Annotated in this window: 20 protein-coding genes; 9 read left to right on the top strand and 11 right to left on the bottom strand. The window is 56.6% G+C overall.

The window, feature by feature from the left end; translation table 11 throughout:
- Positions 1 to 30: 30 nt before the first annotated feature.
- On the bottom strand, positions 31 to 2250 hold the full coding sequence (locus INT33_RS07860) for a primosomal protein N' (protein ID WP_193091565.1): 2220 nt from the start codon (positions 2248 to 2250) through the stop codon (positions 31 to 33).
- A 149-nt stretch (positions 2251 to 2399) separates the two neighbouring features.
- On the opposite strand from INT33_RS07860, the gene rpmE reads away from it, so the two are divergent.
- Both rpmE and INT33_RS07850 read left to right on the top strand, forming a co-directional pair.
- The gene (gene rpmE / locus INT33_RS07855; RefSeq protein ID WP_081621251.1) at positions 2400 to 2615 is read left to right on the top strand and encodes a 50S ribosomal protein L31; all 216 of its coding nucleotides are present in this window, start codon (positions 2400 to 2402) and stop codon (positions 2613 to 2615) included.
- A 311-nt stretch (positions 2616 to 2926) separates the two neighbouring features.
- Positions 2927 to 4198: a malic enzyme-like NAD(P)-binding protein gene (locus INT33_RS07850; RefSeq protein WP_018918805.1), complete on the top strand. Its 1272-nt coding sequence runs from the start codon at positions 2927 to 2929 to the stop codon at positions 4196 to 4198.
- A gap of 105 nt (positions 4199 to 4303) precedes the next feature.
- Here the strand turns inward: INT33_RS07850 and INT33_RS07845 are convergent, their stop codons facing one another.
- Positions 4304 to 5131: an acyl-CoA thioesterase gene (locus INT33_RS07845; protein ID WP_192538525.1), complete on the bottom strand. Its 828-nt coding sequence runs from the start codon at positions 5129 to 5131 to the stop codon at positions 4304 to 4306.
- Positions 5132 to 5238: 107 nt separating this feature from the next.
- On the opposite strand from INT33_RS07845, the gene tadA reads away from it, so the two are divergent.
- Both tadA and INT33_RS07835 read left to right on the top strand, forming a co-directional pair.
- The gene (gene tadA / locus INT33_RS07840; protein ID WP_318782764.1) at positions 5239 to 5691 is read left to right on the top strand and encodes a tRNA adenosine(34) deaminase TadA; all 453 of its coding nucleotides are present in this window, start codon (positions 5239 to 5241) and stop codon (positions 5689 to 5691) included.
- A 119-nt stretch (positions 5692 to 5810) separates the two neighbouring features.
- Positions 5811 to 6338 (top strand): sterol desaturase family protein, encoded by a 528-nt coding sequence (locus tag INT33_RS07835; RefSeq protein ID WP_192538527.1) that lies wholly within the window; start codon positions 5811 to 5813, stop codon positions 6336 to 6338.
- Here INT33_RS07835 and crtB read toward each other — a convergent pair.
- The 7 genes from crtB to mltF form a co-directional block, all read right to left on the bottom strand.
- A complete protein-coding gene (crtB, locus tag INT33_RS07830) occupies positions 6277 to 7203 on the bottom strand; it encodes a 15-cis-phytoene synthase CrtB (protein WP_193091564.1) in 927 nt (308 codons plus the stop codon). The genes INT33_RS07835 and crtB overlap by 62 nt on opposite strands.
- Complete coding sequence (locus INT33_RS07825; RefSeq protein WP_193091563.1) at positions 7200 to 8681, bottom strand: phytoene desaturase; 1482 nt, start codon at positions 8679 to 8681, stop codon at positions 7200 to 7202. The genes crtB and INT33_RS07825 overlap by 4 nt, the downstream gene beginning before the upstream one ends.
- Entirely contained in the window at positions 8674 to 9885 is a 1212-nt protein-coding gene (gene crtY, locus INT33_RS07820; protein WP_226940115.1) for a lycopene beta-cyclase CrtY, read from the bottom strand. Before crtY ends, INT33_RS07825 begins: the two co-directional genes overlap by 8 nt.
- The gene (locus INT33_RS07815) at positions 9849 to 11129 is read right to left on the bottom strand and encodes a glycosyltransferase (RefSeq protein ID WP_193091562.1); all 1281 of its coding nucleotides are present in this window, start codon (positions 11127 to 11129) and stop codon (positions 9849 to 9851) included. Before INT33_RS07815 ends, crtY begins: the two co-directional genes overlap by 37 nt.
- Positions 11126 to 12169, bottom strand: coding sequence for a type 2 isopentenyl-diphosphate Delta-isomerase (gene fni / locus INT33_RS07810; RefSeq protein ID WP_193091561.1), 1044 nt, complete (start codon positions 12167 to 12169; stop codon positions 11126 to 11128). Before fni ends, INT33_RS07815 begins: the two co-directional genes overlap by 4 nt.
- Before the next feature lie 118 nt (positions 12170 to 12287).
- Positions 12288 to 13193 carry a polyprenyl synthetase family protein gene (locus INT33_RS07805; protein WP_193091560.1) on the bottom strand — a complete coding sequence of 302 codons (906 nt, stop codon included), beginning with the start codon at positions 13191 to 13193 and terminating at the stop codon, positions 12288 to 12290.
- 333 nt (positions 13194 to 13526) lie between these two features.
- Positions 13527 to 14993 carry a membrane-bound lytic murein transglycosylase MltF gene (gene mltF, locus INT33_RS07800; RefSeq protein ID WP_193091559.1) on the bottom strand — a complete coding sequence of 489 codons (1467 nt, stop codon included), beginning with the start codon at positions 14991 to 14993 and terminating at the stop codon, positions 13527 to 13529.
- Between the two features lie 183 nt (positions 14994 to 15176).
- On the opposite strand from mltF, the gene purL reads away from it, so the two are divergent.
- Positions 15177 to 19112 carry a phosphoribosylformylglycinamidine synthase gene (purL, locus tag INT33_RS07795; RefSeq protein WP_193091558.1) on the top strand — a complete coding sequence of 1312 codons (3936 nt, stop codon included), beginning with the start codon at positions 15177 to 15179 and terminating at the stop codon, positions 19110 to 19112.
- 132 nt (positions 19113 to 19244) lie between these two features.
- Here the strand turns inward: purL and INT33_RS07790 are convergent, their stop codons facing one another.
- Positions 19245 to 19466, bottom strand: a complete 222-nt coding sequence (locus tag INT33_RS07790) for a hypothetical protein (RefSeq protein WP_193091557.1) — start codon at positions 19464 to 19466, stop codon at positions 19245 to 19247.
- Positions 19467 to 19603: 137 nt separating this feature from the next.
- Between INT33_RS07790 and INT33_RS07785 the strand changes: the two genes are divergently transcribed.
- The 4 genes from INT33_RS07785 (at position 19604) to rluB (ending at position 24069) form a co-directional block, all read left to right on the top strand.
- The gene (locus tag INT33_RS07785) at positions 19604 to 21364 is read left to right on the top strand and encodes a DEAD/DEAH box helicase (protein ID WP_192538535.1); all 1761 of its coding nucleotides are present in this window, start codon (positions 19604 to 19606) and stop codon (positions 21362 to 21364) included.
- Positions 21365 to 21468: 104 nt separating this feature from the next.
- The gene (locus tag INT33_RS07780) at positions 21469 to 22407 is read left to right on the top strand and encodes a segregation and condensation protein A (protein ID WP_318782765.1); all 939 of its coding nucleotides are present in this window, start codon (positions 21469 to 21471) and stop codon (positions 22405 to 22407) included.
- Positions 22404 to 23216 carry an SMC-Scp complex subunit ScpB gene (gene scpB, locus INT33_RS07775; RefSeq protein WP_193091556.1) on the top strand — a complete coding sequence of 271 codons (813 nt, stop codon included), beginning with the start codon at positions 22404 to 22406 and terminating at the stop codon, positions 23214 to 23216. The genes INT33_RS07780 and scpB overlap by 4 nt, the downstream gene beginning before the upstream one ends.
- Positions 23203 to 24069 (top strand): 23S rRNA pseudouridine(2605) synthase RluB, encoded by an 867-nt coding sequence (rluB, locus tag INT33_RS07770; protein WP_192538538.1) that lies wholly within the window; start codon positions 23203 to 23205, stop codon positions 24067 to 24069. The genes scpB and rluB overlap by 14 nt, the downstream gene beginning before the upstream one ends.
- 300 nt (positions 24070 to 24369) lie before the next feature.
- Here the strand turns inward: rluB and INT33_RS21145 are convergent.
- On the bottom strand, positions 24370 to 24551 hold a 182-nt coding region (locus INT33_RS21145), incomplete at its 5' end, for a hypothetical protein (RefSeq protein ID WP_226940114.1).

The following is a 24551-nucleotide window of genomic DNA, read 5'->3' as shown; positions in this document are numbered from 1 at the left end:
GGGCGGCTTTTTTGCAGCGAAAAGCTTAAGTTAAGCCAGCGTTTGCGGGTCAATATCAATCGACCAGCGGACCTTGCGGGCCTCGCGATTGGCTTCCATCCATTGCACTAGCCAACTGGCCGCGGTATGCAGCTGGCTACGCTTGTTAGCCGCCAGCATAAGGTGGATATGGTAACGGTTTTGGCGACGCTCCATGGGCGCAGGCACCGGGCCCAGGCAGTTAGTGGCAAGGCCTGAGGTCTTAAGCCATTCACGTAGCGCCTGGCCCGCTTGCTGGGCAAGCGTGAGAGCCGCTTCCTCCTGAGGGCTTTCCACCCTTAACAACGCCATAAAGGTAAAGGGCGGCAGCTGCGCTAGACGTCGTTCTTCCAGAAGGTTTCTGGCCAATGCTCCGTAGCCGTGTTCGGCCAGCTGGCCTAGATGCGGATCATCGGGATGTAAGGTCTGTACCAGCACCCGGCCCGGGTCAGCCGCCCGACCGGCACGGCCGGCCACCTGCTCAAGTAGCTGCGCGCTATGCTCCAGCGCTCGAAAATCAGCGGCATAAAGGCCGCCATCGGCATTCACCACCACCACTAAGGTGACGTGAGGCAGATGGTGCCCTTTGGCGAGCATTTGGGTACCCACCAGCAGGCAGGGTTCGCCGCGATGAATCTCTTTGAGTATCTGCTCGAAGCTGTCTTTTTTGCGCGTGCTGTCGCGGTCAATGCGGTGAACGGCCACCTTGGGGAAAAGCCCTTGGAGCGTCTCTTCAGTGCGCTCGGTGCCGCTTCCCAGGGCGCGCAGGTCGCCGCTGCCGCACTCTGGGCAGGCGTCTGGCAAGGCACGGCGGCTATCGCAATGATGGCAGGCGAGTAGCGGCGGTTGACGGTGCAGCGTCATGCGTGAATCGCATTGGCCACACTCCGCCATCCAGCCGCAGGCGTGACAGGCAAGCGTGGGCGCAAAGCCGCGCCGGTTGATAAAGATCAGCACCTGCTTGCCCGCGCTCAGCGTGCTTTTAATCGCTTTGATCGCATTGGGTAATAGCCCTCCCTGACGCCGCTGATGGCGTAAGTCAATCAGCTCCAGCTTGGCGGGCTGGTGGCGGCTGGGGCGCTGAGTAAGGCGCAAGTGGCGATAGCTACCGGAAAGCGCCTGCTGCAAGCTTTCAAGCGATGGTGTGGCGCTGCCCAGGAGCAGCGGGATGCCGTGATAGTGTGCGCGTGCCACGGCAAGATCCCGAGCATGGTAGCGCAGCCCGCCGTGCTGCTTATAAGAGCCGTCGTGCTCTTCATCGACAATAATCGCCCCCGGGTTGGCAAGCGGGGTGAAAATCGCCGAACGCGTGCCGATAATAACCAAGGCACGGCCGCTTGCTGCGGCCTCCCAAACGTCTAAACGTTCCGGGTCGGTTAGCCCTGAATGCAGGGCAACTACCGGTACCCGAAAGCGGCTTCTAAAGCGTGCCAGGGTTTGCGGCGTCAGGCCGATTTCGGGCACTAACACCAGCGACTGCTTGCCTTTAGCCGCCACTGACTCAATGAGCTGTAGATAAATTTCGGTTTTACCGCTGCCGGTCACCCCTTCAAGCAGGCACGGGTGATAGCCATCCAGCTTTTCATGCAGGGCAGCCAGCGTCGCCGCCTGTTCGCGATTAAGCGGTAGGGCGGGTGTCGCAAGCAGATTGCCACTAGGCGGCTCGGGGGCGGTCAGAACAATTTCCTGCTGGGTGGCCAGGCCTTTTTTGGTCAGTGCTAGCAATTGATCGCGAGTAAAACCATGCGCGCTGACGGCGCGGGTGGGCAAGCCGTGGGGATGCTGGCTGAGGAGGGCGTAAAGCTCGGCCTGTTTGGGGGCACGACTTAACGCCGGTTGCGTTTGCATATTGGCAAGCCAAAGCGTTTGCGTGCGCCCGGCCATCGGGTGGCCCTGGCGCAGCCTGGCGGGCATTGCGTGTTGCAGCGTATCGCCCAAACTGTGCTGGTAGTAGCGTGCAGCAAATCGGCACAGCCACAGCCAGTCATCGGGAAGCGGCGCGTCATCCAGCGCTTCGCTAACCGCTCGTAGCTGGCTGCGCGGTAGCTCACTGGTATCGGCTAGCTCGACAATCACGCCTACCACTTCGCGCCGGCCAAACGGCACGCGCACACGAAGCCCCAACTGCCAGCCACAGGGAGGAGGGTGGCTCGCCGGTAAGTAATCAAACAGGCGACGCAGTGGAGAAGGCAGGGCAACTTTCAGCACCTGCAAAGAAACAGTGTCAGGCAATTGGCCTCCGGCGATAAGTTTTGCTAAAATATGCGGCCGCTGTGAATCTAAACGATCAAGCGGGTAACCGGTTAGCAGTTTATTCCAAACCCGTATGCGGTGCCTGGCAACGGATCAGGTGGCGGCATACAGCTTATGAGGTCATCACGATGAGACAAGGTATCCACCCGAATTACAACACGGTCACCGCTAACTGCTCTTGCGGTGCTAGCTTCCAGGTTGGCACTACTTCTGGCCAGGATTTCTCGCTGGACGTATGCTCCAACTGCCACCCGTTCTACACTGGTAAGCAGAAGCAAGCGACCACTGGTGGCCGTGTAGAGCGCTTCAACAAGCGTTTTGGCGCTGCTGTCAAGCGCGGTTAATCCTAACGGATCAACCACCCTGCACGTACATTGTACGCTGCACAAAACCCACGCCTCGGCGTGGGTTTTTTGTTGGTTCTTAAAAATGGAATGAATTTTCAAAAATGCTGCAATACAGCAATAAGTAAACCGTTATGGCTAACGTGGGGTTGTATAAGATTCAGCAAATAGCTGAGAAAAGTATTTAACGTGAAGGAATATTCGCTAAAACTGGCGTTTTCTTTTTGAGTTGACCGCTAGCTTGAGGCGACTTGAATTTTTCTATATTCTGAATGCACTTATATCTACTTTAGGCTAATTGGACCCTGACTATGACGGATGCAAATAAGCAGGCAGCGCTGGATTATCATGCAAAACCGATTCCCGGTAAGCTTTCAGTAGAATTAACCAAACCCACCGCAACGGCTCGCGACTTGGCAATGGCCTATAGCCCAGGCGTTGCCGAGCCGGTTCGCGAAATCGCCCGCGATCCAGAAAATGCTTACCGTTATACGGGTAAGGGAAATTTAGTCGCGGTTATTACCGATGGAAGCGCCATCCTGGGCCTGGGGAATCTTGGTCCGCTGGCAAGTAAACCCGTCATGGAAGGCAAGGGCGTGCTGTTCAAGTGCTTTGCGGGCATCAACTCGGTGGATATCGAGGTGGACGCCGAAAGCCCACAGGCATTTATCGATACCGTTGCCCGCATTGCCGATACCTGGGGTGGCATTAACCTTGAAGATATCAAGGCGCCCGAGTGTTTTGAAATTGAAAAGGCGTTGTCTGAACGCTGCAGCATTCCTGTATTTCACGATGACCAGCACGGTACCGCTATCGTCACGGCCGCTGGCATGCTGAATGCGCTGGACATTGCCGGTAAGACCATCGAGAACGTTAAGATCGTTTGCATGGGCGCCGGTGCCGCTGCCATTGCCTGTATGCGTTTGCTGGTTTCCTGTGGTGCCAAAAAAGAAAATCTGGTCATGCTGGATCGCCGTGGCGTTATTCATGCCGGGCGTGATGGAATCAATGAGTACAAGGCCGAGTTTGCCCTGGATACCGAGATGCGTACGCTAAATGACGCTATCGACGGCGCCGATGTGTTTATCGGTCTTTCCGGCCCGGGCCTGCTGTCGGCTGAGCAGGTTAAAAAGATGGCCGCAGATCCGGTTATTTTTGCCTGCACCAACCCAGATCCTGAAATTCATCCGGATGTTGCCCGCGAAGCGCGCCCGGACGTTATAATGGCCACCGGTCGCTCAGACTTCCCCAATCAGGTGAACAACGTACTGGGTTTCCCGTTTATTTTCCGGGGTGCACTGGACGTCCGTGCCACGCGTATTAACGAAGCCATGAAGCTTGCCGCTGTGCACGCCCTGAAAGATCTGGCCCGTGAGCCGGTGCCGGAGGAAGTGCTTAGCGCTTATGAGCGCACGGAAATGAGCTTTGGCCGCGAGTACATTATCCCTACGCCGGTCGATGTTCGTCTGCTTGAGCGCGTCTCATCAGCGGTCGCCCAGGCGGCGGTAGACTCAGGCGTTGCGCGCAAGCCTTACCCGGCGCACTACCCGCTGAAAACGATTAATGACGTTTACGGCGGCTAAAATCTGCTGATGGCTCTTACAACGCCCGCACTGGCTGCGGGCGTTGTCGTTTATACATGTTTTTATTGAGTGCTTATTACCTGCCGAAGGCCCAGTTTTATCGGGTTAACGAATCGGCTCATCATGCATGCGCGTTAGCCCTTCCTGGGCCGTAGAGGCAATTAGGCGGCCATCGCGGCTATAGATATGCCCGCGAGCCAAGCCTCTTGAACCGCCCGCCCAGGGCGAATCAATCACGTACAGCAACCACTCATCCAGTCGCGTGTCTTCGTGCAGCCACAGCGTATGGTCAAGGCTTGCGATACGTAGTTTAGGGTCAGTGAACTGAATGCCGTGGGGCAGCAGGCTCGTGGTCAGCAGGTTGAAGTCCGAAGCATAAGACAGCAGATTTCGGTGCAGTGCCGGGTCGTCCGGCAGCGTGCCTGAAAAACGAAACCACAAGCACTGCCCTGCCGGAGCGCCATTATCCGGGTTGCCTTTAATATGCAAAAACTCGATTGGGTGGCCAGGAAAGCGAGCATGCTTGGCGGCGCCGCTCTCAATCAGGGCTTCTGGCGACTCGACCTGAGGCATCGCGCGCTGATGATGAAACCCGTCTTCAGCACTGTGAAAAGAGGCGCTACAGAAGAAAATCGGCCGGCCTTTTTGAATTGCCGTTACGCGACGGGTAGTAAAGCTTCCGCCATCGCGCACGTTATCGACCTGATACACGACCGGGCGGTGCGGATCGCCGGGGCGCAGAAAATAACCGTGCTGGGAGTGGGGGCGACGCTCCTCTGGCACTGTGCGCGAAGCCGCCGCGAGTGCTTGACCCAATACCTGCCCGCCATACAGCTGAGGAAAGCCTAAATCCTGGCTTTGACCACGAAACAGCGTCTCTTCGAGGGCTTCAAGCTCAAGTAAATTTACTAGCGTATTCAGCGCGTCGGTCATTCTAGGTATCCTTGGTGCTATCTAGTGTGATCCATAGTGGCGGATATCACATACGGCGGCTCAGCCGTTGCTACAATTGTTTTGCTACCTTAGCGGAGTTTGCCTTGATACGCAGCGATGAATTTTACATGCACCGTGCCCTTGAACAGGCGCACCTGGCTGCTGAGGCAGGCGAAGTACCGGTGGGGGCCGTGGTGGTCGATGCGCAAGGAGAAGTGCTTGCCGCGGCGCACAACGCGCCGGTCGCCAGCTGTGACCCGAGTGGCCATGCGGAAATCCGTGCGTTGCGTGAGGCTGGAAAGCAGAGCGGCAACTACCGCTTGGATGGATGTACGCTGTATGTCACGCTGGAGCCCTGCATGATGTGTGCTGGTGCCATTGTGCATGCCCGGCTAAAGCGCTTGGTGTATGGTGCCGCCGAGCCGCGTACCGGTATGGTGGAATCCAAGGCCAATCTGCTGGCCCAGCCGTGGTTTAATCATCATGTTGAAGTGACGGCGGGAGTTTTGGCGCCGTCGGCCAAAAAGTTATTGAAAGCGTTTTTTGCAGCCAGGCGCTAGATTGTCTTATGTCTAACGCTTGTGCGCTAAAGTCGCGGTGGCGGGAGTTGGGCGTTGTTCGATGCAGCGGCCAACGTGGCCGGTAGCTATAGAGGCAGTGTCAGGGAGAAGCGGCGCTTATGGCGTGGAATGTGTTAATTGTTTTGGTCACGGTGGCAAGCATGGAGCTTATCGCCACGCTGGCGCATAAGTACATCATGCACGGCTGGGGATGGGGCTGGCATCGCTCGCACCATCGGCCGCGCACGGGGTGGTTTGAGCTCAACGATTTATACGCCGTGGTGTTTGCCGTGCTGGCCATTGTTCTCATTGCGCTGGGCACGGCAGGCCTCTGGCCCCTGCAGTGGATTGGCGCGGGCATGACGGCTTATGGCGCGATCTACTTCATCGTGCACGATGGGCTAGTACATAAGCGTTGGCCGTTTCGTTATATCCCTCGGCGCGGCTATCTCAAGCGCCTGTACACAGCGCACCGCCTGCATCATGTCGTTAAAAGCCGGGAAGAGTGCGTATCGTTTGGTTTTTTATACTCGCCGCCGGTGGAAAAGCTCCAGGCGGTATTAAGAAACCGTCAGGCCAAATCGGCTAGTCCGGACGCTGCCAAAGACCCGAAGGGCGCGGCGCCGGTGTCACCACGCGAGAACTAAGTGCCTGTGTAGCGCCCTTGATCAGCAGGGCCACTTTTTCATAGGTACTTGTGCCCTGACGCTTGTCCCAGGCGTTTTCTCCGGCGCGCTGCACTTTCAAGCCAATTTTACGATATACCCCGTGGGCGGTGGCAATTGCCCAGGCCGAGCGCAACGGTAGCCCGGCAAGCCCGGCGGTTGCAGAGGTGTAGTAGGGCTCGGCTTCTTCGACCAGTCGATTGGCAAGCCGCGCCACCTGAGGGCGGTAGGCAGGGTCGGCAAGCGCCGTCGGTGAAAGTCCCTCTTCTATAAGCCAGCTCTCGGGCAGATAGCAGCGCCCCACGCGGGCATCCTCCACAATATCCCGGGCAATATTGGTTAACTGAAAGGCCAGCCCCAGGTCGCAGGCGCGATCCAGAACGGCGTCATCGCGTACACCCATTACCTGCGCCATCATCAACCCCACTACACCCGCGACGTGATAACAGTAGCGCAGCGTATCGTCGAAAGTAATGTAGCGCTCCTCACGCACGTCCATGGCGAACCCTTCAAGATGCTCGAACGCGCGTTTGGGCGGAATCGAGTGCCCAAGAGCAACCTCCTGAAATGCCGCAAAGGCAGGCGTTTGCATGGGTTCGCCAGCGTAAGCCTGCTGGGTCTGCTCTTGCAGGGTAGCCAGGCGCTGCTGGGCGCTGCTCGGGCTATCGACCATGGCGTTAAAGCCCAGCGTCTGATCATCAATAACGTCATCGCAGTGCCTGCACCAGGCGTAGAGCATCAACGCACTGCGCCGTGTACGGGCATCGAACAACTTGGCCGCAGTATCGAAGCTTTTCGAGCCGACGGCCATGGTCTGGGTGGCGTGATCAAGCAGCGGCTGATTCATGGGGCCAGTTGCTCCAACATTAACCCGGCCGTTGCTTTGGCCGAGCCGATCACCCCAGGCACGCCTGCACCGGGATGCGTGCCGGCTCCCACCAGGTAAAGGTTAGCAATCCGGCTATCCCGGTTATGCGGGCGGAACCAGGCGCTTTGGGTAAGAATCGGCTCGACGGAAAACGCCGAGCCCTGATAGGCGCCCAGCTGATCGCGAAAATCAAACGGCGTGAACATGCGGTGAGTCACCAGCTGCTCGCGCAGCCCCGGCATATAGTGCTGTTCAAGGTAGTCGAAAATGCGCTCGCGCAAGCGGGGTCCTTCTACTTCCCAATCCAGATTAGCGGTGCCTAAATGCGGTACTGGGGCCAGCACGTAGTAGCTTCCGCAGCCAGGCGGCGCCAAAGAGGGGTCGGTAACGCACGGCGCGTGAAGGTAGAGCGAAAAATCCTCGGCCAGTGCGTCGCTGTTGAAGATATCGTCAATCAGTTCCTTGTAGCGCGGCCCAAAGCAGACGGTGTGATGAGCTAGCTGATCGTGATGATGGTTAAGCCCGAAGTAGAGCACGAACAGCGAGTTGCTCATGCGCTTGCGCTTGAGCGAGGTGCTGCGCTTGGCACCTACCGGATGGTGGCCTAAAAGCTTTTCATAGGTGTGCACCACATCGGCATTCGATGCTACAGCACTCGCCTCGATACGCCGCCCATCGGCAAGCTGTACCGCCTGTAGAGTATTGCCCTCAGCCTCAAGCTGCGTGACTTCTGCGTTAAGCTCGATTTCGCCGCCGAGGTCTTTAAACAGCTGAACCATGCCTTGAACCAGCGCGCCCGTGCCGCCGCGCGGAAACCATACGCCCCATTCGCGCTCAAGGGCGTGAATCAGTGTGTATATGGAGGAGGTGGCAAACGGGTTGCCGCCGACCAGCAGCGAATGAAACGAGAACGCCTGGCGCAAGTGATCGTCTTCAATAAACTTGGCAACCATGCTGTAAACGCTGCGCCAGACCTGAAGACGCGCCAGCTGTGGGCCAGCCTTCACCATATCGCGAAACGACAGGAAAGGAACGCTGCCAAGCTTTAGATAGCCTTCTTTAAACACTGCCTGGGAGTAGTCTAAAAAACGCCGGTAGCCTTCTACGTCCTGAGGATTAAAGCGGGCTATCTGCGCCTCAAGGTTTGCCTGATCGTTGTCGTAATTGAATACCTTTCCCGATTCCCAGCACAGGCGATAAAAGGGCGTGACCGGCATTAGTTCGACGTAGTCTTCCAGGCGTTTGCCCGCCAGGGTAAATAGTTCTTCAATAGCGCTTGGGTCGGTGATTACCGTGGGACCTGCGTCGAAGGTAAAGCCCTGATCCTTGTAGACATAGGCGCGCCCGCCGGGCTTGTCGCGCTGCTCCAGAATCAGCGTGGGTACGCCCGCCGCCTGTAAACGAATGGCCAGGGCCAGACCGCCAAAGCCAGATCCAATTACGATCGTTTTACTCATTATGAAAGGCTCGCAGCCGAGGGGTTTGTTTAAGCACGGCCTGAAGGGCTTCGCCCACCGGGACTGGCGGCTTGCCTGACAGGATTCGGGCCTTGTCGGCCAGGGTCGGATGGCCTGCGTAAAAGCGCGCGATAAGCGCGTCGTTCAAGCCATAAAAGCGCTGCATGACTCGCCAGCGATTCTCCGCTGGCCCGGCCAGGAACAGCATGCGGTTGAGCATGCGAAAAAAGCGCTGCTGCCGCCAGCGCTGGGCGGCAAAGCGTTTTATCAGCTCAAACAGCGTGCTGGTGTTAAGGATTTGCTGTGCAGCGATCAGATCGGCCAGTTCGACCGCGTGGGGCAATGAATACCCGGTCGTTGAGTGAAAAAGCCCGGCGCGTAGCCCGCTCATGGGTTGCTGCTGCGCCGCCTGCCAGAACGCCTCGAAATCGCCCGCAAGGGTGATCGGCAGGTTGCCGCGTTCCTCGCGCTTAAGCGTTTTTAGCTGCCAGTCCTGGGCCGCCGCGTAATGTTTGATATTGGCGCGTGCCTGTTGTTCATCAAGCGTATCTTGATCAATGTAATGCGTATCTTCGATTAGAAGTTCATCGGCGGAAAGCGGCAGCGTATAGACGAAGCGGTAGCCTGATGCCTGATCGACAGTGGCATCCATTAAGAGTGGTTGGGTTAGGCCGTGAGGTTTGCTCAGCTGCCACTGCTGGCCAATAAACGCCTGAGCGCCAATGGTCAAATGCGGGCTTGGCTGATAACCCCTGCCATCGATCACCGCGGCTGCGCTAAGCGTGGTGCCGTCGGGTAGCTCGACGCTGGTGGGCGTTAAGTTAGCCACTTGAGTATGGGTTATTAAATGCTCACCTAGGGCTTCTTCCATGACGCTCGCAAAGCGCTCAGAGGTCACGCTTAAATAAGCACTGGGCAGCTTGCGGGTAAATTCAGGAAAGCGCACCTCATAACCCTGCCAGCGCTGAGCTACCAACGGGGCAAGCCAGGCATGTTGCGCTGCGCTCACGTCGCCTTCATGAAACGACCAGGTATGGTTGCCGCCCGGCCGTTCCCCGGCTTCCAGTACCAGCACCTTTAGTGCAGGTTGGCGCTGCTTCAGCCTCCAGGCTATCAACCCGTTGGCCAAGCCTGCGCCTACTAAAATCACATCCCACTGGGTATTCATCATGCCGCCCTCGCCAGCACCGGACGCTGTTCGCATAGCGCCTGCTCGATTATATCGGCGGCCTGTTTCGCTCCGCCTGCCTGGGCGAGCGGTGCGCGCATGGCGTGCAGGCGCTGCTGATAAGCATCGTTGTTGAGCAGGCGGCCCAACCGTTTGGCCACCGTCGATGCGCTTGAAAAACGAGAAACGCGTTGGCCGATCCCGTGATGGGCGATGCGCGCGGCAACGCCTGGCTGGTCGAAGGCGATAGGAATGGCAAGCATCGGAGTAGCGCTTTCGACTGCATCAATTACCGTATTCAAGCCGCCATGGGTAATAACGGCCCGTGCCTGCTCTAAAACAGCCCGCTGGTCGGCAAAATCGGTAACGAAAGTGGCCGGGTAGGTTTTAAGCTGGTTAACCTGGGCAGCATTTAGCCCGCCGCAGTGGGCAATCAAAAGCGGCATATTGAGCTGCTGACAGGCCTGGGCTATTTTGCAAAATAACCGGTAGCGATGGCCCTGGAGCGTGCCTAGCGAGGCAAACACAAACGGCTGCGTGGGCATATCGGCGTGTGCGCTCAATTTAGCCGTATCCGGTTTAGGTTCACGCAAGGGGCCTACCGCATGAAAGCAGGCGGGTAGAACGGTGCGGGGGAAGTCGAGCGCTAAGGGCGTTTGGCTGATTTGGGCCAACGGCGATAAACAGTCGTGGAGCGTGTGGCGGGGCGTTAATCCAAAGCGCTGGGCATGTCGGGCAATAACGCGCGCCTGGGGGCGCATTAGCCAGTCATAAATGGTTTCGCTGACCTCATAACGGTGCCTGGCCTGGGCGCTGTTTGAATAGGCAAACGGCATCACGGGTAGCGGCAGCCCCGGCTCGCGGTTGACCGGCAGGGCACATGCCACCGATACATAAGGCAGGCCCAGCGCGTCGGCGACCAACCCGCCGGCCGCTTCCATTTGATCCACAATCAGTCCATCCACGCCAAGCGCTTCAAGGGCCGCAGGTAATTCGCTGCACAGCATATCGGTGGTGCGGGCCAAATCGCTGATTAACCAAAAAAGCCCTAGGCCCGATGGACGTGCTGCCCGCGTTAAGGTCTTGGCCAAGCTACCCGCAGGAAGGCGCTGCTCGCCCAGCGGGTAAAAGCCGATGCGTGAGTCGCTAAGCAGGCCACGCGCTTCAAACTGTTGCACAAACGTTACCTGATGGCCGCGTTCAATCAACTGTAAAGCAAGCGCCTGCAGGGCTTTGACGTGGCTATATAGCGGTGGCGCAACAACCGCATAGTGGCTCATGCGTCGTTCTCTATACGCAGCAGTGTGGCGTGCTTTAACGCGACTAAATCCGCGCTACCCGTACAAAAACAGGCAACCCGCAGCTGCTCGATCAGGATTTGAAAGTGTTCGATGACCGCCTCGGCTGAGGTATTGGCGCTGTTTAAGCTCGCTGCCGCCTGGCCTACCAGTTGGGCTCCCAGACAGAGCGCTTTTGCGGCGTCAATGCCGTCGTTAATACCTCCTGACGCGATTAAGGGCATATGGGGTAGCGTTTTACGTAAATCGCACAGCGCTTGGGCCGTTGGAATGCCCCAGTCGGCAAAGGCCATGGCCACGGCGCGTTTTTGCGGCGTGCTGGCGCGCTCGCCTTCTACGGCGGCCCAGCTGGTGCCACCGGCACCGGCAACATCCAGCATGGCAACACCCGCGCCCGCTAGCTGGCGGCCAACCGATGCTGAGAGCCCCGCACCGACTTCTTTCACCACCACCGGTACCGCCAACGTTTTCGCTACCTGCTCTATCGCCAGCAGAATGCCGCGCCAGTCACGGTCCCCTCCGGTTTGCAGGGCTTCTTGTAACGGGTTGATGTGCACAATCAGTGCATCGGCCTCGATCATGTCGACTGCCTGGCGGGCATAGTCAACGCCGTGCTTGCCAAGTAGTTGCGCCGCGCCGAGGTTGGCGAGCAGAGGAATATCGGGGGCAATCTGGCGCAGTTCGCTGGTTAACCCCCAGTTGGCTTCGCTCTCAAGCGCCACGCGCTGGGAGCCAACGCCCATGGCAAGGCCCAGGGTTTGGGCCGCTTGGGCCAAATAGCGATTGATGTTGGTGGCCCGGCTGGCGCCGCCGGTCATTGAGCTAATCAGCAGAGGGGCCTGTAGGGTGCGCCCAAACAGTACGGTGCGTAGATCAATGCTGTCTAGATCAAGCTCGGGCAGGGCGCAGTGCTCAAAGCGCCAGCGCGCAAACCCCGTACGGATGGTTTTTCTAGCCAGTGCTGGGTTGAGCACAATATCCAAGTGATCGTTTTTACGCTGCGTGAGCTCGGTGTCCTTCATTGCCACTCCCTTGAATCTGAATCCTTAAACCCGGGGGCTTTGAACCTGAATGCTTAGCTAAATCAGTGCTAATTTTGCTTAACTTTCAGCCCTGCGCGGAGAAACGGCTGACGGTGCGTCAGTTAAACATGGCCAACTGCTTATCGAACCAGGTGTGCATGAAGCGCCGGGTCGCCGCCCCCTGCGCGCAAGCAGATGACAAATGCTCATCAGCGCTATGCAGGTGCTCCTGAAGGCGTTGACGCACGGCTTGAGTGCCTAGCATGGCTACCAGCGTTGATTTACCGCTGTCTTTATTAATGTCCTTGCCGGTACCGCTCAGGCCATCGCAAAGGTCATCCAGCAGTTGAAAAGCCTGCCCCAGGTCCTGAGCAAAGCAGCGCAGCGAATGGCGTACCTCGGGCGTGGTACCTGCGGCAATGGCGGCCATTTGCAGCGTGGCATCAAACAGCACGCCGGTTTTAAGCGTGTTGGTCGTGAGTATGGCCTCGGCGCTGCGGGCGCTACCGCCTTCGCTTAAGTCGCGAAACTGACCCTGAACCAGCCCCGGTAAACCGGCAGCAGTGGAAAGCTCTGCCACCGCCTGCGTCTTGCAGGTATCCGATAAGCCGTCTGCCGTTGCCACCACGCCAAAGGCCCGGCTGAGAAGCGCTACGGCGGCAAGGATCGCGACATTTTCGCCGAACTGGCGGTGAATGGTGGGCCTACCTCGGCGCAAAAGCGCGTTATCCATTGAGGGAATGTCGTCAAGGATCAGCGATGCGGCGTGGATCATTTCCACGGCACATGCCAGATCCAGAAGGCCTGGCTTATCTGGCTCGCAGCCTAGGTCCTGTGCTGCAAGCATGAGTAGAAGAGGGCGAATACGTTTGCCGGGTGCCAGGGTGCCTTCGCGCATCGCCTCGCAAACCAGATCGTGTTCATGGCTTTCAGGCAGCAGTTGCGCCAGGCGATTTTGAAGCGCTTCGCGCAGAGCCTGCACTTCGTTCTCATAGCTTGAAAATGTATCGACGTTGGCGTTCATCAAAGCGATCCCTGGTTTCCCATTATGACAATATATGGCAGCTATTGAGCGCGCATGGCGATGATGTAAGCCAACCTGTTCTGTTGACGGCGAGCTGCCTGGGGCGGCGAACGTTTTTACTTGTATGTCTGCAAAGCGTAATTCAAACGGCGTAAATTTCCTTTTTTATGCCCTCCAAGACCACAATTTATATCTGAAAACAGTGATATGAGTATCGTGCACCAAGCATGCCGATACCATTGTGTATTGTACAACAATGGTTATTTGCATAACCATTGTCAATGTTAGAGCGTTAATCATCAGCAGCGTTAGCCGTAAAGCGCTTTAAGAAGATTAGGGGGTGAGCGGGGGAATCAGTTCAAAAGGCAGCTGGGAGGGATCTTCAATGCCTGCCTGCTCTAATTGAAAAAACTGCTGACGGCTGCGCTCTACGTACTCGATCATTTCGTAATAGCGACGAATATTGCGCACGTAAATGACCGGTTCGCCGCCGCGTGCGTAACCATGGCGCGTTTGGCTGTACCACTCCTGATGCTGTAATAGCGGCAGCGTCTCGCGTACATCGTTCCACAGGTTGGGATCTTTTCCGCGTACTTCTGTCAGTTTGCGCGCATCGTAAAGATGGCCAAGGCCAATATTGTAGGCCGCCATGGCCATGTACATGCGGTCATTACCGGTAATGCTTTCAGGCAGCCGGTCTTTAAGACTACGCAGGTAGCGGGCGCCACCATCAATGCTTTGCGCCGCGTCGCGCCGATTAGCCACACCCATTTCGCTCGCGGTCGGGTGGGTCAGCATCATCAGCCCGCGTACACCGGTGGGGGAAACCGCATCGGCGTCCCAATGAGACTCCTGATAGCCCACCGCGGCCAGCAGCTTCCAGTCAAATCCGGTTGTGGCGGCGGCCTGCTTAAACAGGTCGGTAAACTGGGGTAGGCGCGCGTCAAGGTGGCCCAGGAAGGTACGCGTGCCGACATACTCCAGGTAGTCGTCATGGCCAAAGTAGCGGTTCACCAGATGGTTGAGCGTGCCGTTTTCCTGCAGTTTTTGCAGGAAATCATTGGCGGCCTCCAGCAACCCTAAGCCACGACCCCTAGGTACGGCCCAGACCATGGAAAGCGGATCGCCGAGTAAAAAGCCCCGCTCAACGTTAGGGAAAAAGAGGCGATTAAGCCGAAACTGATGATCAAAAATAACCGCTGCATCCAGCATGCCGCTTTCAACCTGAGCGAGCAGCTCAGCCACTTCCAGCTCGTGAGACTCCTTCCAGCTTAAATCAGCATACTCACGTTGGAGTTCGCGCAGAGCTTCGCTGGTACCCGCTTGGCTCAACGTACCCAGCTCAAGGCCCACCAGGTCGCCGGGCTCCTGTATACCGTGCAAGCCCCGTCGGTAGACAACCAGCGGCTGCATTTGAATAATCGGACGCGTGTAATATACCTCTGATGTATTGGGGAGAAGAGGCAGCGCCGCTGCGCCAAGGTCGCCATGATCACGTACCGCTGACAAAACGCTCTCAGCATGATGCTTGGCATTGAGGTTGAGGCTCACGCCTAAATATTCGGCGAACTGGTGCATCAGCTCGTACTCAAAGCCGGTTGGCCCCTGACGGCCTTCATAATAGGTCGTGGGGGTGTTGCGCGTATGGGCCGTAATAAAATCTTTGGCTTGAATCTGCGTTAAATGTTCACCTGTCGGTACCTTGGGTATGGTCGGTGCCAATATCAGTAAGACGATGATGCTTAAGGTAAAATACAGGCGAAAACGCGCAATGAAATGTTGGTAGATCAATGTCGGCATGGAGTCTTGTCGGCATGAAACAGGCTGCCACGATACCCAGCCAGGATCATGCTGTCACCTTGTTGATTTCGTGTGGCCGCCGCTTTCCAGTATCATAGTGGCTAATTAGTGTCATTTAAGGGGGCCGCGTTGCGGCCTGCTATTTCCCTGCACGAATTTTCTCTGCTCTAGAGGCTTCAGGATATGCTCGAACTGCGAGGCGCGCCCGCCCTTTCTGCCTTCCGTCATACACGGCTGTTAACGATGCTGCGTGAACGTGTTCCCGAGGTGGAGGCACTGTCTGCCCACTATGTTCATTTTATCGATCACCATGAAGAACTCAGTGACGCCTCCCAAGAGCGTCTGACACAGCTGTTGGATTACGGTACGCATACCAGCACTGAGGCACCTACCCAGAGCGAGCGTTTTCTGGTGGTGCCGCGTTTAGGTACTCAGTCACCCTGGTCATCGAAAGCGACCGATATCGCGCATAACTGCGGGCTGTCAGAAATTCGGCGTATAGAGCGTGGAATTGATTACCGGGTAGGGTTTAGCGCTTCGCCCAGTGACGAGAGTCTAGCGGTCCTGGCGGCGTTATTGCACGACCGCATGACGGAGACGGTGCTTGATGACGCGTCTGATGCGGCAAGATTGTTTGCCCATCACGCGCCGGCGCCGCTGGGCAGTGTGGATATCCTGAACAGTGGCCGTGATGCACTGGTGACCGCTAACCGCGAGTTGGGTCTGGCGCTGGCCGACGATGAAGTTGATTACTTGGTAGATGCCTTCAACGAACTTCAGCGGAACCCCACTGACGTTGAGCTGATGATGTTTGCGCAGGCGAACTCAGAGCACTGCCGACATAAAATTTTCAACGCCGACTGGGTGATTGACGGCGAGCCGCAGTCCCACTCGCTGTTTAAAATGATCAAGAACACCTTTGCAACCTCCCCTGACAACGTCTTATCGGCGTACAGCGATAATGCGGCGGTTATCAAAGGCAGTCAGGCAGGGCGCTTTTATGCGACGCCGCTGACCGGTGCTGAGGGTGAGCGCGCGCTATATGGCACCCATCAAGAGCCGATCCACATCTTGATGAAGGTGGAAACGCATAATCACCCCACCGCGATTGCGCCGTTCCCGGGTGCCGCGACTGGTTCTGGTGGTGAAATTCGTGATGAGGGTGCTACCGGTATCGGCGGCAAACCGAAAGCGGGGCTTTCGGGCTTTACCGTTTCCAACCTGCGAATTCCTGAGTTCGTGCAGCCGTGGGAAGCGTTTGATTACGGCAAGCCCGAGCGCATGCAGTCAGCCCTTGCCATCATGCTTGAAGGCCCGATTGGCGGCGCCGCGTTTAATAATGAATTTGGTCGCCCTAACCTCAACGGCTACTTCCGCACCTATGAGCAGGATACGCTTAACGAAGGCGGTATTGAGCGGCGCGGTTTCCATAAGCCGATCATGCTGGCCGGTGGTTACGGCAATATTCGCGCTCAGCACGTTCAAAAGGGCGATATCCCGGTGGGCGGCAAGCTGATCGTGATGGGCGGGCCGGCGATGTTGATCGGTCTGGGCGGTGGGGCGGCTTCCAGCATGTCTTCCGGCACTTCAAGCGCTGATCTGGATTTTGCCTCGGTGCAGCGTGAAAACCCCGAAATCGAGCGGCGTGCTCAGGAAGTCATCGACCGCTGCTGGTCGCTGGGCGATAAAAATCCGATTCGCTTTATTCACGACGTCGGTGCAGGCGGGCTTTCCAACGCGCTGCCTGAACTGGTCAAAGACGGTAACCGCGGTGGGCTTTTTGATTTACGCGCCGTGCCCAACGCCGAGCCGGGCATGAGCCCGCTGGAAATCTGGTGTAACGAAGCCCAGGAGCGTTACGTACTGGCCGTTGCGCCGGAAGACCTGGATACGTTTGATGCGCTGTGCAAGCGCGAGCGCTGCCCCTATGCCGTCGTGGGAGAAGCCCAGGCCGATCACCATTTGGAAGTGCGCGATGGCCATTTCCAAAGCAAGCCGATTGATCTGCCGATGAGCGTGCTGTTCGGTAAAGCGCCGAAAATGCAGCGCAGCTTTGAGCGTCACTCGCCCGAGCTTTCCGGCGTCATGCTGGATAACCTGGACCTTCGCGAAGCGCTGGACCGCGTTTTGCGTCTGCCCGCCGTGGCATCCAAAAGCTTCTTGATTACCATTGGCGACCGCTCGATTACAGGCCAGGTGGCCCGTGACCAGATGGTGGGCCCTTGGCAGGTGCCGGTTGCTGATGTAGCGGTGACCACTGCAAGTTATGACACGCATGCCGGTGAAGCGATGGCCATGGGTGAGCGCCCGCCGGTTGCCTTGATTAACCCCGCGGCCAGCGCACGCCTGGCAGTGGCCGAGGCGATTACCAACCTTGCGGCCGCGCCGATTGCCAAGCTGGGAGATATCAAGCTTTCCGCCAACTGGATGAGCGCTGCCGATCACCCCGGTGAGAACCAAGCGCTTTATGACGCGGTTCACGCCGTAGGGATGGAGCTTTGCCCGGCGCTGGGCATCGCGGTGCCGGTGGGCAAAGACTCCATGTCGATGCGTACCTCCTGGCAGGATGAGAATGATCAGGGAGAGCGCGAAGACAAGAGCATCACGTCGCCGCTGTCGGTGGTGATTACCGGGTTTGCCCCGGTTACCGACGCGTTGGGCACGCTGACGCCGCAGATCAACCTTGATCAAGATGAATCAGACCTGATCCTGATCGATCTGGGCAACGGCCAGAATCGCTTGGGGGGGGCTGCGCTGGCGCAGGTATACGGCCAGGTGGGCAACACCTGTCCGGACGTGGACGATCCAGAAGATATCAAAGCCTTCTTTGAGGTTATCCAAGGGCTTAACCGTGACGGCAAGCTGCTGGCGTATCATGACCGTAGCGATGGCGGTCTGATTGTCACGCTGCTGGAGATGGCTTTTGCCGCGCACGCTGGTCTTGAAATTAAGCTCGACTGGATGATTGATGAGCCGGTTGAGGCGCTTAACGCGCTGTTCTCTGAAGAGCTTGGTGCGGTGATTCAGGTTAACCGCAAGCACACCGAAGAAGTGTTGACCCAGTTTGCCGTTGCCGGCATTGAAACGTGCGGTGTCATTGCTCGTCCGCGTTACGATGATCAGGTGCGGGTAACGCTGTTTGAAGAGCCGCTGTTAGAAACGACGCGCCAACTGACTCAGCGCACCTGGTCGGAAACCAGCTACCGTCTGCAGGCGCTGCGCGATAACCCTGAGTGCGCTAAAAACGAGTTCGATAATCTGCTCGATACGCGTGATCCTGGCCTTTTCGCTACGCCGACGTTCGATATCAATGAAGATATCAGCGCGCCGTTTATCAACATGGCTAAACCCGCTGTGGCGGTACTGCGCGAGCAGGGGGTTAACGGTCAGGTCGAGATGGGCTGGGCGTTTGATAAAGCAGGCTTTGACGCCGTAGATGTTCACATGAGTGACATCCTGGAAGGTCGCGTTTCCCTGGATGAGTTTAAAGGGCTGGTGGCGTGTGGCGGCTTCTCTTACGGCGATGTGTTGGGTGCTGGTGGCGGCTGGGCTAAATCGGTGCTGTTCAACGAACGCGCACGCGATCAGTTTGAGGCTTTCTTTACTCGCGATGACAGTTTCTCGCTGGGCGTGTGTAATGGTTGCCAGATGCTGTCGCAGCTGAAATCTCTGATCCCCGGTGCCGAAAACTGGCCAAGCTTCATGCGTAACGAGTCAGAGCAGTTTGAAGCACGGGTAGCTATGCTGCGCGTTGAGAAAACGCCGTCGATTCTGCTGGCCGGTATGGAAGGCTCTCAATTGCCTATTGCCGTTGCCCACGGTGAAGGCCGCGCTGAGTTCCGCGATACGGCGCATCTGCGCAGCATGCAGTCCAGCAGTCAGATTGCCCTGCGCTATATCGATAACTACGGCCAGGTGACCACGCGTTACCCGGCTAACCCCAACGGCTCGCCTTCGGGCATCACCGGGCTAACCACACCGGATGGTCGCGTCACTATCATGATGCCCCACCCGGAGCGTGTTACCCGCGCGGTAACCAACTCCTGGCGCCCGGCAGAGTGGACTGAAGATGGTGCGTGGCTACGTATGTTCCGCAATGCGCGTGTCTGGGTCGGTTAATCCCCGATAACGTGTAAGCCATTAACAACGCATAACGGCGGCCCTTGGGCCGCCGTTATGGCTAACGCTACTCTTAAACTGTTCTCAACTGCTCTTCATTTCCTGAAATGTATAGTGGCAGTGTCTGGCGTACTATTGGCCAGATGCCGTTTGAGTATTTGTAGGCGTGTTAAGACGTAGCTCAAGCGTTTCAAGCTCATGGCGATAACGCTCAATCAAGAACGCGTAGCGACCAAAGTCATGTCCACAGTCCATGCAGTACACATGACTTTTATCGCGACGTGTAGCGGGAAGGCGTTTTAAGCGGCTGTTACATTCTGGACATTCAGAACGGAAATGATCATTCGCTTTCATAAGGATTCCTCCGTTAGGGGATACGCCATCGTCGTGACAATAAAGATGGCTATTAATAAGTGTGTTAACAGCTTTGATGGGTAATAAACCAAATAGTTCTGTAGCCTGCTAATTAATTTTCTGGCCATTGGAGTCGCATGCCGCCACCTGCTTTACGCCCATACCAAACAGATGCGGTTAAACGTGTCGTTACGCATTTTCGCGCGTCTAGCGAACCCGCGGTGGTGGTGTTGCCCACGGGAAGTGGAAAATCGCTGGTCATTGCTGAGCTTGCCCGGTTGGCGAGAGGCCGCGTATTGGTACTGGCGCATGTACGCGAACTGGTGGAGCAGAATCATGCCAAGTATCAGGCCTATGGTCTAAAGGCCGATATCTTCAGCGCGGGGTTGAAGCGCAAGGAAGCGTCGCGCCAGGTGGTTTTTGGCTCGGTGCAATCGGTCGTGCGTAACCTTGAGTCGTTCAATGACGAAGGCTTCACTCTGCTAGTGATTGACGAGTGCCACCGCGTATCGCTTGATAAAGACGCCAGCTACCGTCAGGTGATTGATCACCTACGGGCACAAAACGTTAATCTGAAAGTGCTAGGGCTGACCGCGACGCCTTACCGGCTGGGCCAGGGATTTATCTACCACCGTCATTACCACGGCATGGTACGCGGCAGTGACGCGAGCTTTTTTCGTGACTGCGTGTTCGAACAGCCGCTGCGCTTGATGGTAAAGCAAGGCTATCTTGCCGAACCCAAACGTCTAGATATGGCGATCGAAGGGTATGATTTTTCAATGCTAGCGCCTGCTGAAAATGGCTATTATCGCGAAGCAGAGCTAAATCGAGTCGTGGCAGGCAATCGCGCCACGCCCATGATTATCAGCCAGATTGTTGAGCGTGCCGCTGAGCGGCATGGGGTGATGATATTTGCAGCAACCGTCGCTCACGCTGAAGAAATCATGGGATATTTACCTGCCGATCAGGCGGCGCTGATTACCGGGGCTACGCCGTCGGCAGAGCGTACCCAGCTGATTAATGCCTTTAAGGCGCGCGAGCTTAAATACTTAGTCAATGTCTCGGTGCTGACCACCGGCTTTGATGCGCCGCATGTGGATTTGATTGCAATGCTCCGGCCGACGGAATCAGTAAGCCTGTATCAACAGATTGCTGGCCGCGGGCTTCGGCTTTCGCCGGGTAAACAGGATTGTCTGATTTTGGATTACGCGGGTAACCCCTGGGATCTTTACGCGCCGGAAGTAGGCGAGCCGAAACCGGCGGGGGATAACGAGCCGGTGCAGGTGGAATGCCCGGCCTGCGGCCACGCTAATCTGTTTTGGGGCAAGCGCGACGGTGAGCTGGTTATCGAGCATTTTGGTCGCCGCTGCCAGGGGCTGCTGGAGGATGAGAAAGGCAAGCAGCATCAATGTGACTTTCGCTTTCGCTTCAAGGTTTGCGATAACTGTGGCGCTGAGAATGATATTGCGGCACGCCGCTGCCACGGCTGCGAGCAGCTATTGGTGGATGCCGATGACAAGCTTAAAGACGCACTCAGATTAAAAGATGCCCGGGTATTACGGGTAAGCGGAATGCAGCTGGAGTCAGCCATCAATGGGCGGGGTTTACCACGCCTAAAAGTGACTTATCACGATGAAGATGGCACAACGCTTTCCGAGTGGTTTGCCCTGGAAACCCCCGCCCAACGGCGTGCCTTTTATGCTGTTTTTTTGCGTCGGCATTTGCGCGCTCCGGGTACGCCCTGGCATCCCATTAAGCCAGAAGACGTTATCAGCGAGCAGCGCCGCTTGCGCCCTCCAGACTTTGTGGTCGGACGTAAGGTAGGCCGACATTTTCAGATTCGCGACAAGCTCTTCGACTATGAAGGACGCTATCGTAAAGCCACCGAAGCAGGCTAACGCACCGCGCATCAGGCGCAACGTCAAGTGCCGACTTTGTTACACTGCCTGCCAACGCCCCCTGACCAAGAGATGTCTACTGCGTGAGTGAGATACACAACACTATCGCTGATCCTGAGTATACGGCTACCCTCGAGGCAGAACCCGTCGTGGAGGCGCTCGGGCGGCTATTTGACGAGCCTATTACCCAACTGCCGGAAGACTTATACATTCCCCCAGAGGCCCTGCGTGTTTTCCTGGAGACATTCGAAGGGCCTTTGGATCTCTTGCTTTACCTTATTCGTCGGCAAAATTTAGATATCTTAACTATCAACGTGGCCGCTATTACGCACCAGTACATTGAGTATGTAGAGCTGATGAAAGCCATGGAGATCGAACTTGCCGGTGAGTATCTGCTGATGGCCGCTATGCTGGCGGAAATTAAATCCCGCACGTTGCTTCCCCGTCCTCCTAAAGCTGAGGGTGACGACGAAGAAGATCCGCGTGCAGAGCTGATTCGACGGCTGCAGGAGTATGAGCGCTTAAAAACCGCGGCGGAAACATTGGATACGCTGCCCCGCATGGGGCGCGACTGGTTTAGCGTGCAGGCAGGCCTGCCGCCGCTTGAGACCCGAATGATTCATCCTGACGTTGAGCTGGATGAACTTTTGGATGCTCTGTCCGATATCCTCAAACGCGCGGAGCTGGTTAAAGCCCACCAAATCAGTCGTGAAGTGCTGTCTACCCGTGAGCGCATGCTTAAAATTATGGAGCAGCTGACAGAAGAGCATTACACCCCTTTTGAAGCGCTGTTTGCCTTGGAAGAAGGGCGGGCAGGGGTGGTGGTTACCTTTATGGCGATTCTAGAACTGGCAAAAGAAGCAATGATTGAAATTGTTCAAAACGCGCCCTTATCGCCGATTCATGTTCGTGCACGCAGCGGCACGCAGGCGGATGAAGAATCTGCTTTCGAAGAAACCGTGAATGATAGTCATGAGTCTGGAGAGATCGGCAGCGATTCCTTTGAAGAGCCCGCTTTTGAGCCTGATGAGGAGTCGCCATGAGGGATACCACCTTAGACGATATTATTGAAGCCGCACTGCTCGCGGCTGGCGAGCCTTTGCCAGTAGAGCGGCTTGAAACACTGTTCCTTGATGACGAATGCCCGGCAAGGCGAGAGTTGCGTGACGCACTAGCGCGTCTTGGTGATCGACACAAAGAAGGCGCGTTGGAGCTGGTCGAAACGGCGTCTGGGTTCCAACTGCGTATCCGGCCGCGCCTGTCTCACTGGGTTTCGCGGTTATGGGATGAGCGTCCCCAGCGCTATTCGCGTGCGCTGCTTGAAACGCTGGCATTGATTGCCTACCGACAGCCCGTTACTCGTGGTGATATAGAAGAAGTACGCGGGGTGAGTGTGAGTAGCTCAATCATGCGTACCTTGATGGAGCGCGGCTGGATTCGGGTTGTTGGACACAGGGATGTACCGGGGCGGCCTGCCGTCTATGCCACCACGCGAAGTTTTCTGGACGATTTCGGCCTGAAAACTCTCGATGCGCTGCCTCCCATGCATGAATTAGCCAACTGGGAGGACAATGACGAGTCTGATTCACCTACACTACAAAATGCGCTACCTCAAATTGATGCTGATGAGACAGCCGAGCCTGAAGAAAAACTGGACGAGGCGCCTGAAAGCGTGCAGGATGCGCCACCCAAGACGGCTGAGAGAGCCGACGACCACGCCGAGACGGCGTTAAACCAGCCGCTAAGTTTTGCTGATTTAGAAGCACGGCTTGCGGCACGTGCGCAGCGCTCCAGTGATGACAGTGCGCGCACGCAGACCAATGAGATGAGGTCAGACGATGACTCAGAGTAACAACACTCCCCCGGTTAGCGAAAAACTCCAGAAAGTGCTTGCCCGAGCTGGCTTAGGCTCACGGCGTGAAATGGAAACCGCGATTTCTGATGGCCGAGTAAAGGTCAACAGTCAGGTAGCCAAGCTGGGTGACCGCGTTGAAAACCGCGATAAGGTAAGTTTTGATGATCGCCCTGTCACGCTGAGACCCGAGAACGAAGCACCGCGTCGCGTCATTATGTACAACAAGCCAGAAGGTGAGTTGTGCACCCGCAAAGACCCAGAAGGCCGCCGTACGGTATTTGAGCGGTTGCCTCGCTTGAAGGGTGAGCGCTGGATAGCGATCGGCCGGCTTGATATCAACACCAGTGGCTTGCTGCTTTTCACAACGGATGGCGAGCTTGCCAATCGGTTAATGCATCCCTCTACCCAGGTTGAACGCGAATATGCGGTTCGCGTAATGGGCGAGGTGAAGCGCGAGCACATCGTGGCGATGGTCGATGGCGTTATGCTGGAAGACGGCCCCGCACGCTTTACCGATGTGCAGGAATTTGGCGGTGAAGGCATCAACACCTGGTTCCACGTCGTCATTCTTGAGGGTCGTAACCGGGAAGTACGCCGCTTATGGGAATCTCAAGAGCTTACCGTGAGCCGCCTGAAGCGTGTTCGCTACGGTAATATCTTTATCGATAAGCGCGCTAAAGCAGGCGAGTGGGTCGAGCTTTCGCAAGACGAAGTCGATGATCTCGCCACGCTCGCCAACCTTGAAGCACGCAAGGTGCCTGAGCTTACACCTGATGAAAAGAACCGCTGGAGCCGCGATAAGAACAAGCGCCGCCCAGTACAGACGATGCGTAAACCCAAGCGTCGTTAATTGCCTGCCTATTTATTAGCTAACGTTGTCAACATCGCCAGAATGAACAGTGCTCGTCATCAATCTATCAGATTGATGACGAGCTAGCGGATTGTCATAAATACTCTTCCTTGTGCACCAAGCACCAAGCACCAAGCACCAAGCACCAAGCACCAAGCACCAAGCACCAAGCACCAAGCACCAAGCCTTACCGCCTCAATTATGCTCCCTGCCAGCGTACTTTTATCTTCCCCATCCATTACAAACTGCGCTGCTTGGATTACTCAGCTCACAACCTGCTGTCAGCTAGGCAACAGTTTGCTAAGTACGGTTTTGTAGAAGCTTACGCCATTCGATTTTTCTAAATAAGACATGCCTAAAAGCTGTCATCTTTCTGATGACATATAGATATCTTATATCGCTTAGGGAAGCTCTGAAAAAGTCACTGCCATCAGCGATAATACGGCTATCGTCAACTGCATAGGATTCAGTGCTGCCATGGA

The organism is Halomonas colorata (assembly GCF_014897985.1).
GTDB lineage: Bacteria > Pseudomonadota > Gammaproteobacteria > Pseudomonadales > Halomonadaceae > Vreelandella > Vreelandella colorata.
Note: the sequence above shows the minus strand (reverse complement) of the source record. Positions and strands in the feature narration are given on the sequence as shown.

Bases quoted from the DNA above. Each gene is read 5' to 3' on its own strand.
- INT33_RS07835 (WP_192538527.1), top strand. From the start codon at position 5,811: ATGGCGTGGAATGTGTTAATTGTTTTGGTCACGGTGGCAAGCATGGAG.
- crtB (WP_193091564.1), bottom strand. From the start codon at position 7,203: ATGAATCAGCCGCTGCTTGATCACGCCACCCAGACCATGGCCGTCGGC.
- INT33_RS07815 (WP_193091562.1), bottom strand. From the start codon at position 11,129: ATGAGCCACTATGCGGTTGTTGCGCCACCGCTATATAGCCACGTCAAA.
- mltF (WP_193091559.1), bottom strand. From the start codon at position 14,993: ATGCCGACATTGATCTACCAACATTTCATTGCGCGTTTTCGCCTGTAT.
- rpmE (WP_081621251.1), top strand. From the start codon at position 2,400: ATGAGACAAGGTATCCACCCGAATTACAACACGGTCACCGCTAACTGC.
- crtY (WP_226940115.1), bottom strand. From the start codon at position 9,885: ATGCGAACAGCGTCCGGTGCTGGCGAGGGCGGCATGATGAATACCCAG.
- fni (WP_193091561.1), bottom strand. From the start codon at position 12,169: ATGAAGGACACCGAGCTCACGCAGCGTAAAAACGATCACTTGGATATT.
- INT33_RS07850 (WP_018918805.1), top strand. From the start codon at position 2,927: ATGACGGATGCAAATAAGCAGGCAGCGCTGGATTATCATGCAAAACCG.
- INT33_RS07825 (WP_193091563.1), bottom strand. From the start codon at position 8,681: ATGAGTAAAACGATCGTAATTGGATCTGGCTTTGGCGGTCTGGCCCTG.
- INT33_RS07790 (WP_193091557.1), bottom strand. From the start codon at position 19,466: ATGAAAGCGAATGATCATTTCCGTTCTGAATGTCCAGAATGTAACAGC.
- purL (WP_193091558.1), top strand. From the start codon at position 15,177: ATGCTCGAACTGCGAGGCGCGCCCGCCCTTTCTGCCTTCCGTCATACA.
- INT33_RS07785 (WP_192538535.1), top strand. From the start codon at position 19,604: ATGCCGCCACCTGCTTTACGCCCATACCAAACAGATGCGGTTAAACGT.
- scpB (WP_193091556.1), top strand. From the start codon at position 22,404: ATGAGGGATACCACCTTAGACGATATTATTGAAGCCGCACTGCTCGCG.
- INT33_RS07805 (WP_193091560.1), bottom strand. From the start codon at position 13,193: ATGAACGCCAACGTCGATACATTTTCAAGCTATGAGAACGAAGTGCAG.
- INT33_RS07845 (WP_192538525.1), bottom strand. From the start codon at position 5,131: ATGACCGACGCGCTGAATACGCTAGTAAATTTACTTGAGCTTGAAGCC.
- rluB (WP_192538538.1), top strand. From the start codon at position 23,203: ATGACTCAGAGTAACAACACTCCCCCGGTTAGCGAAAAACTCCAGAAA.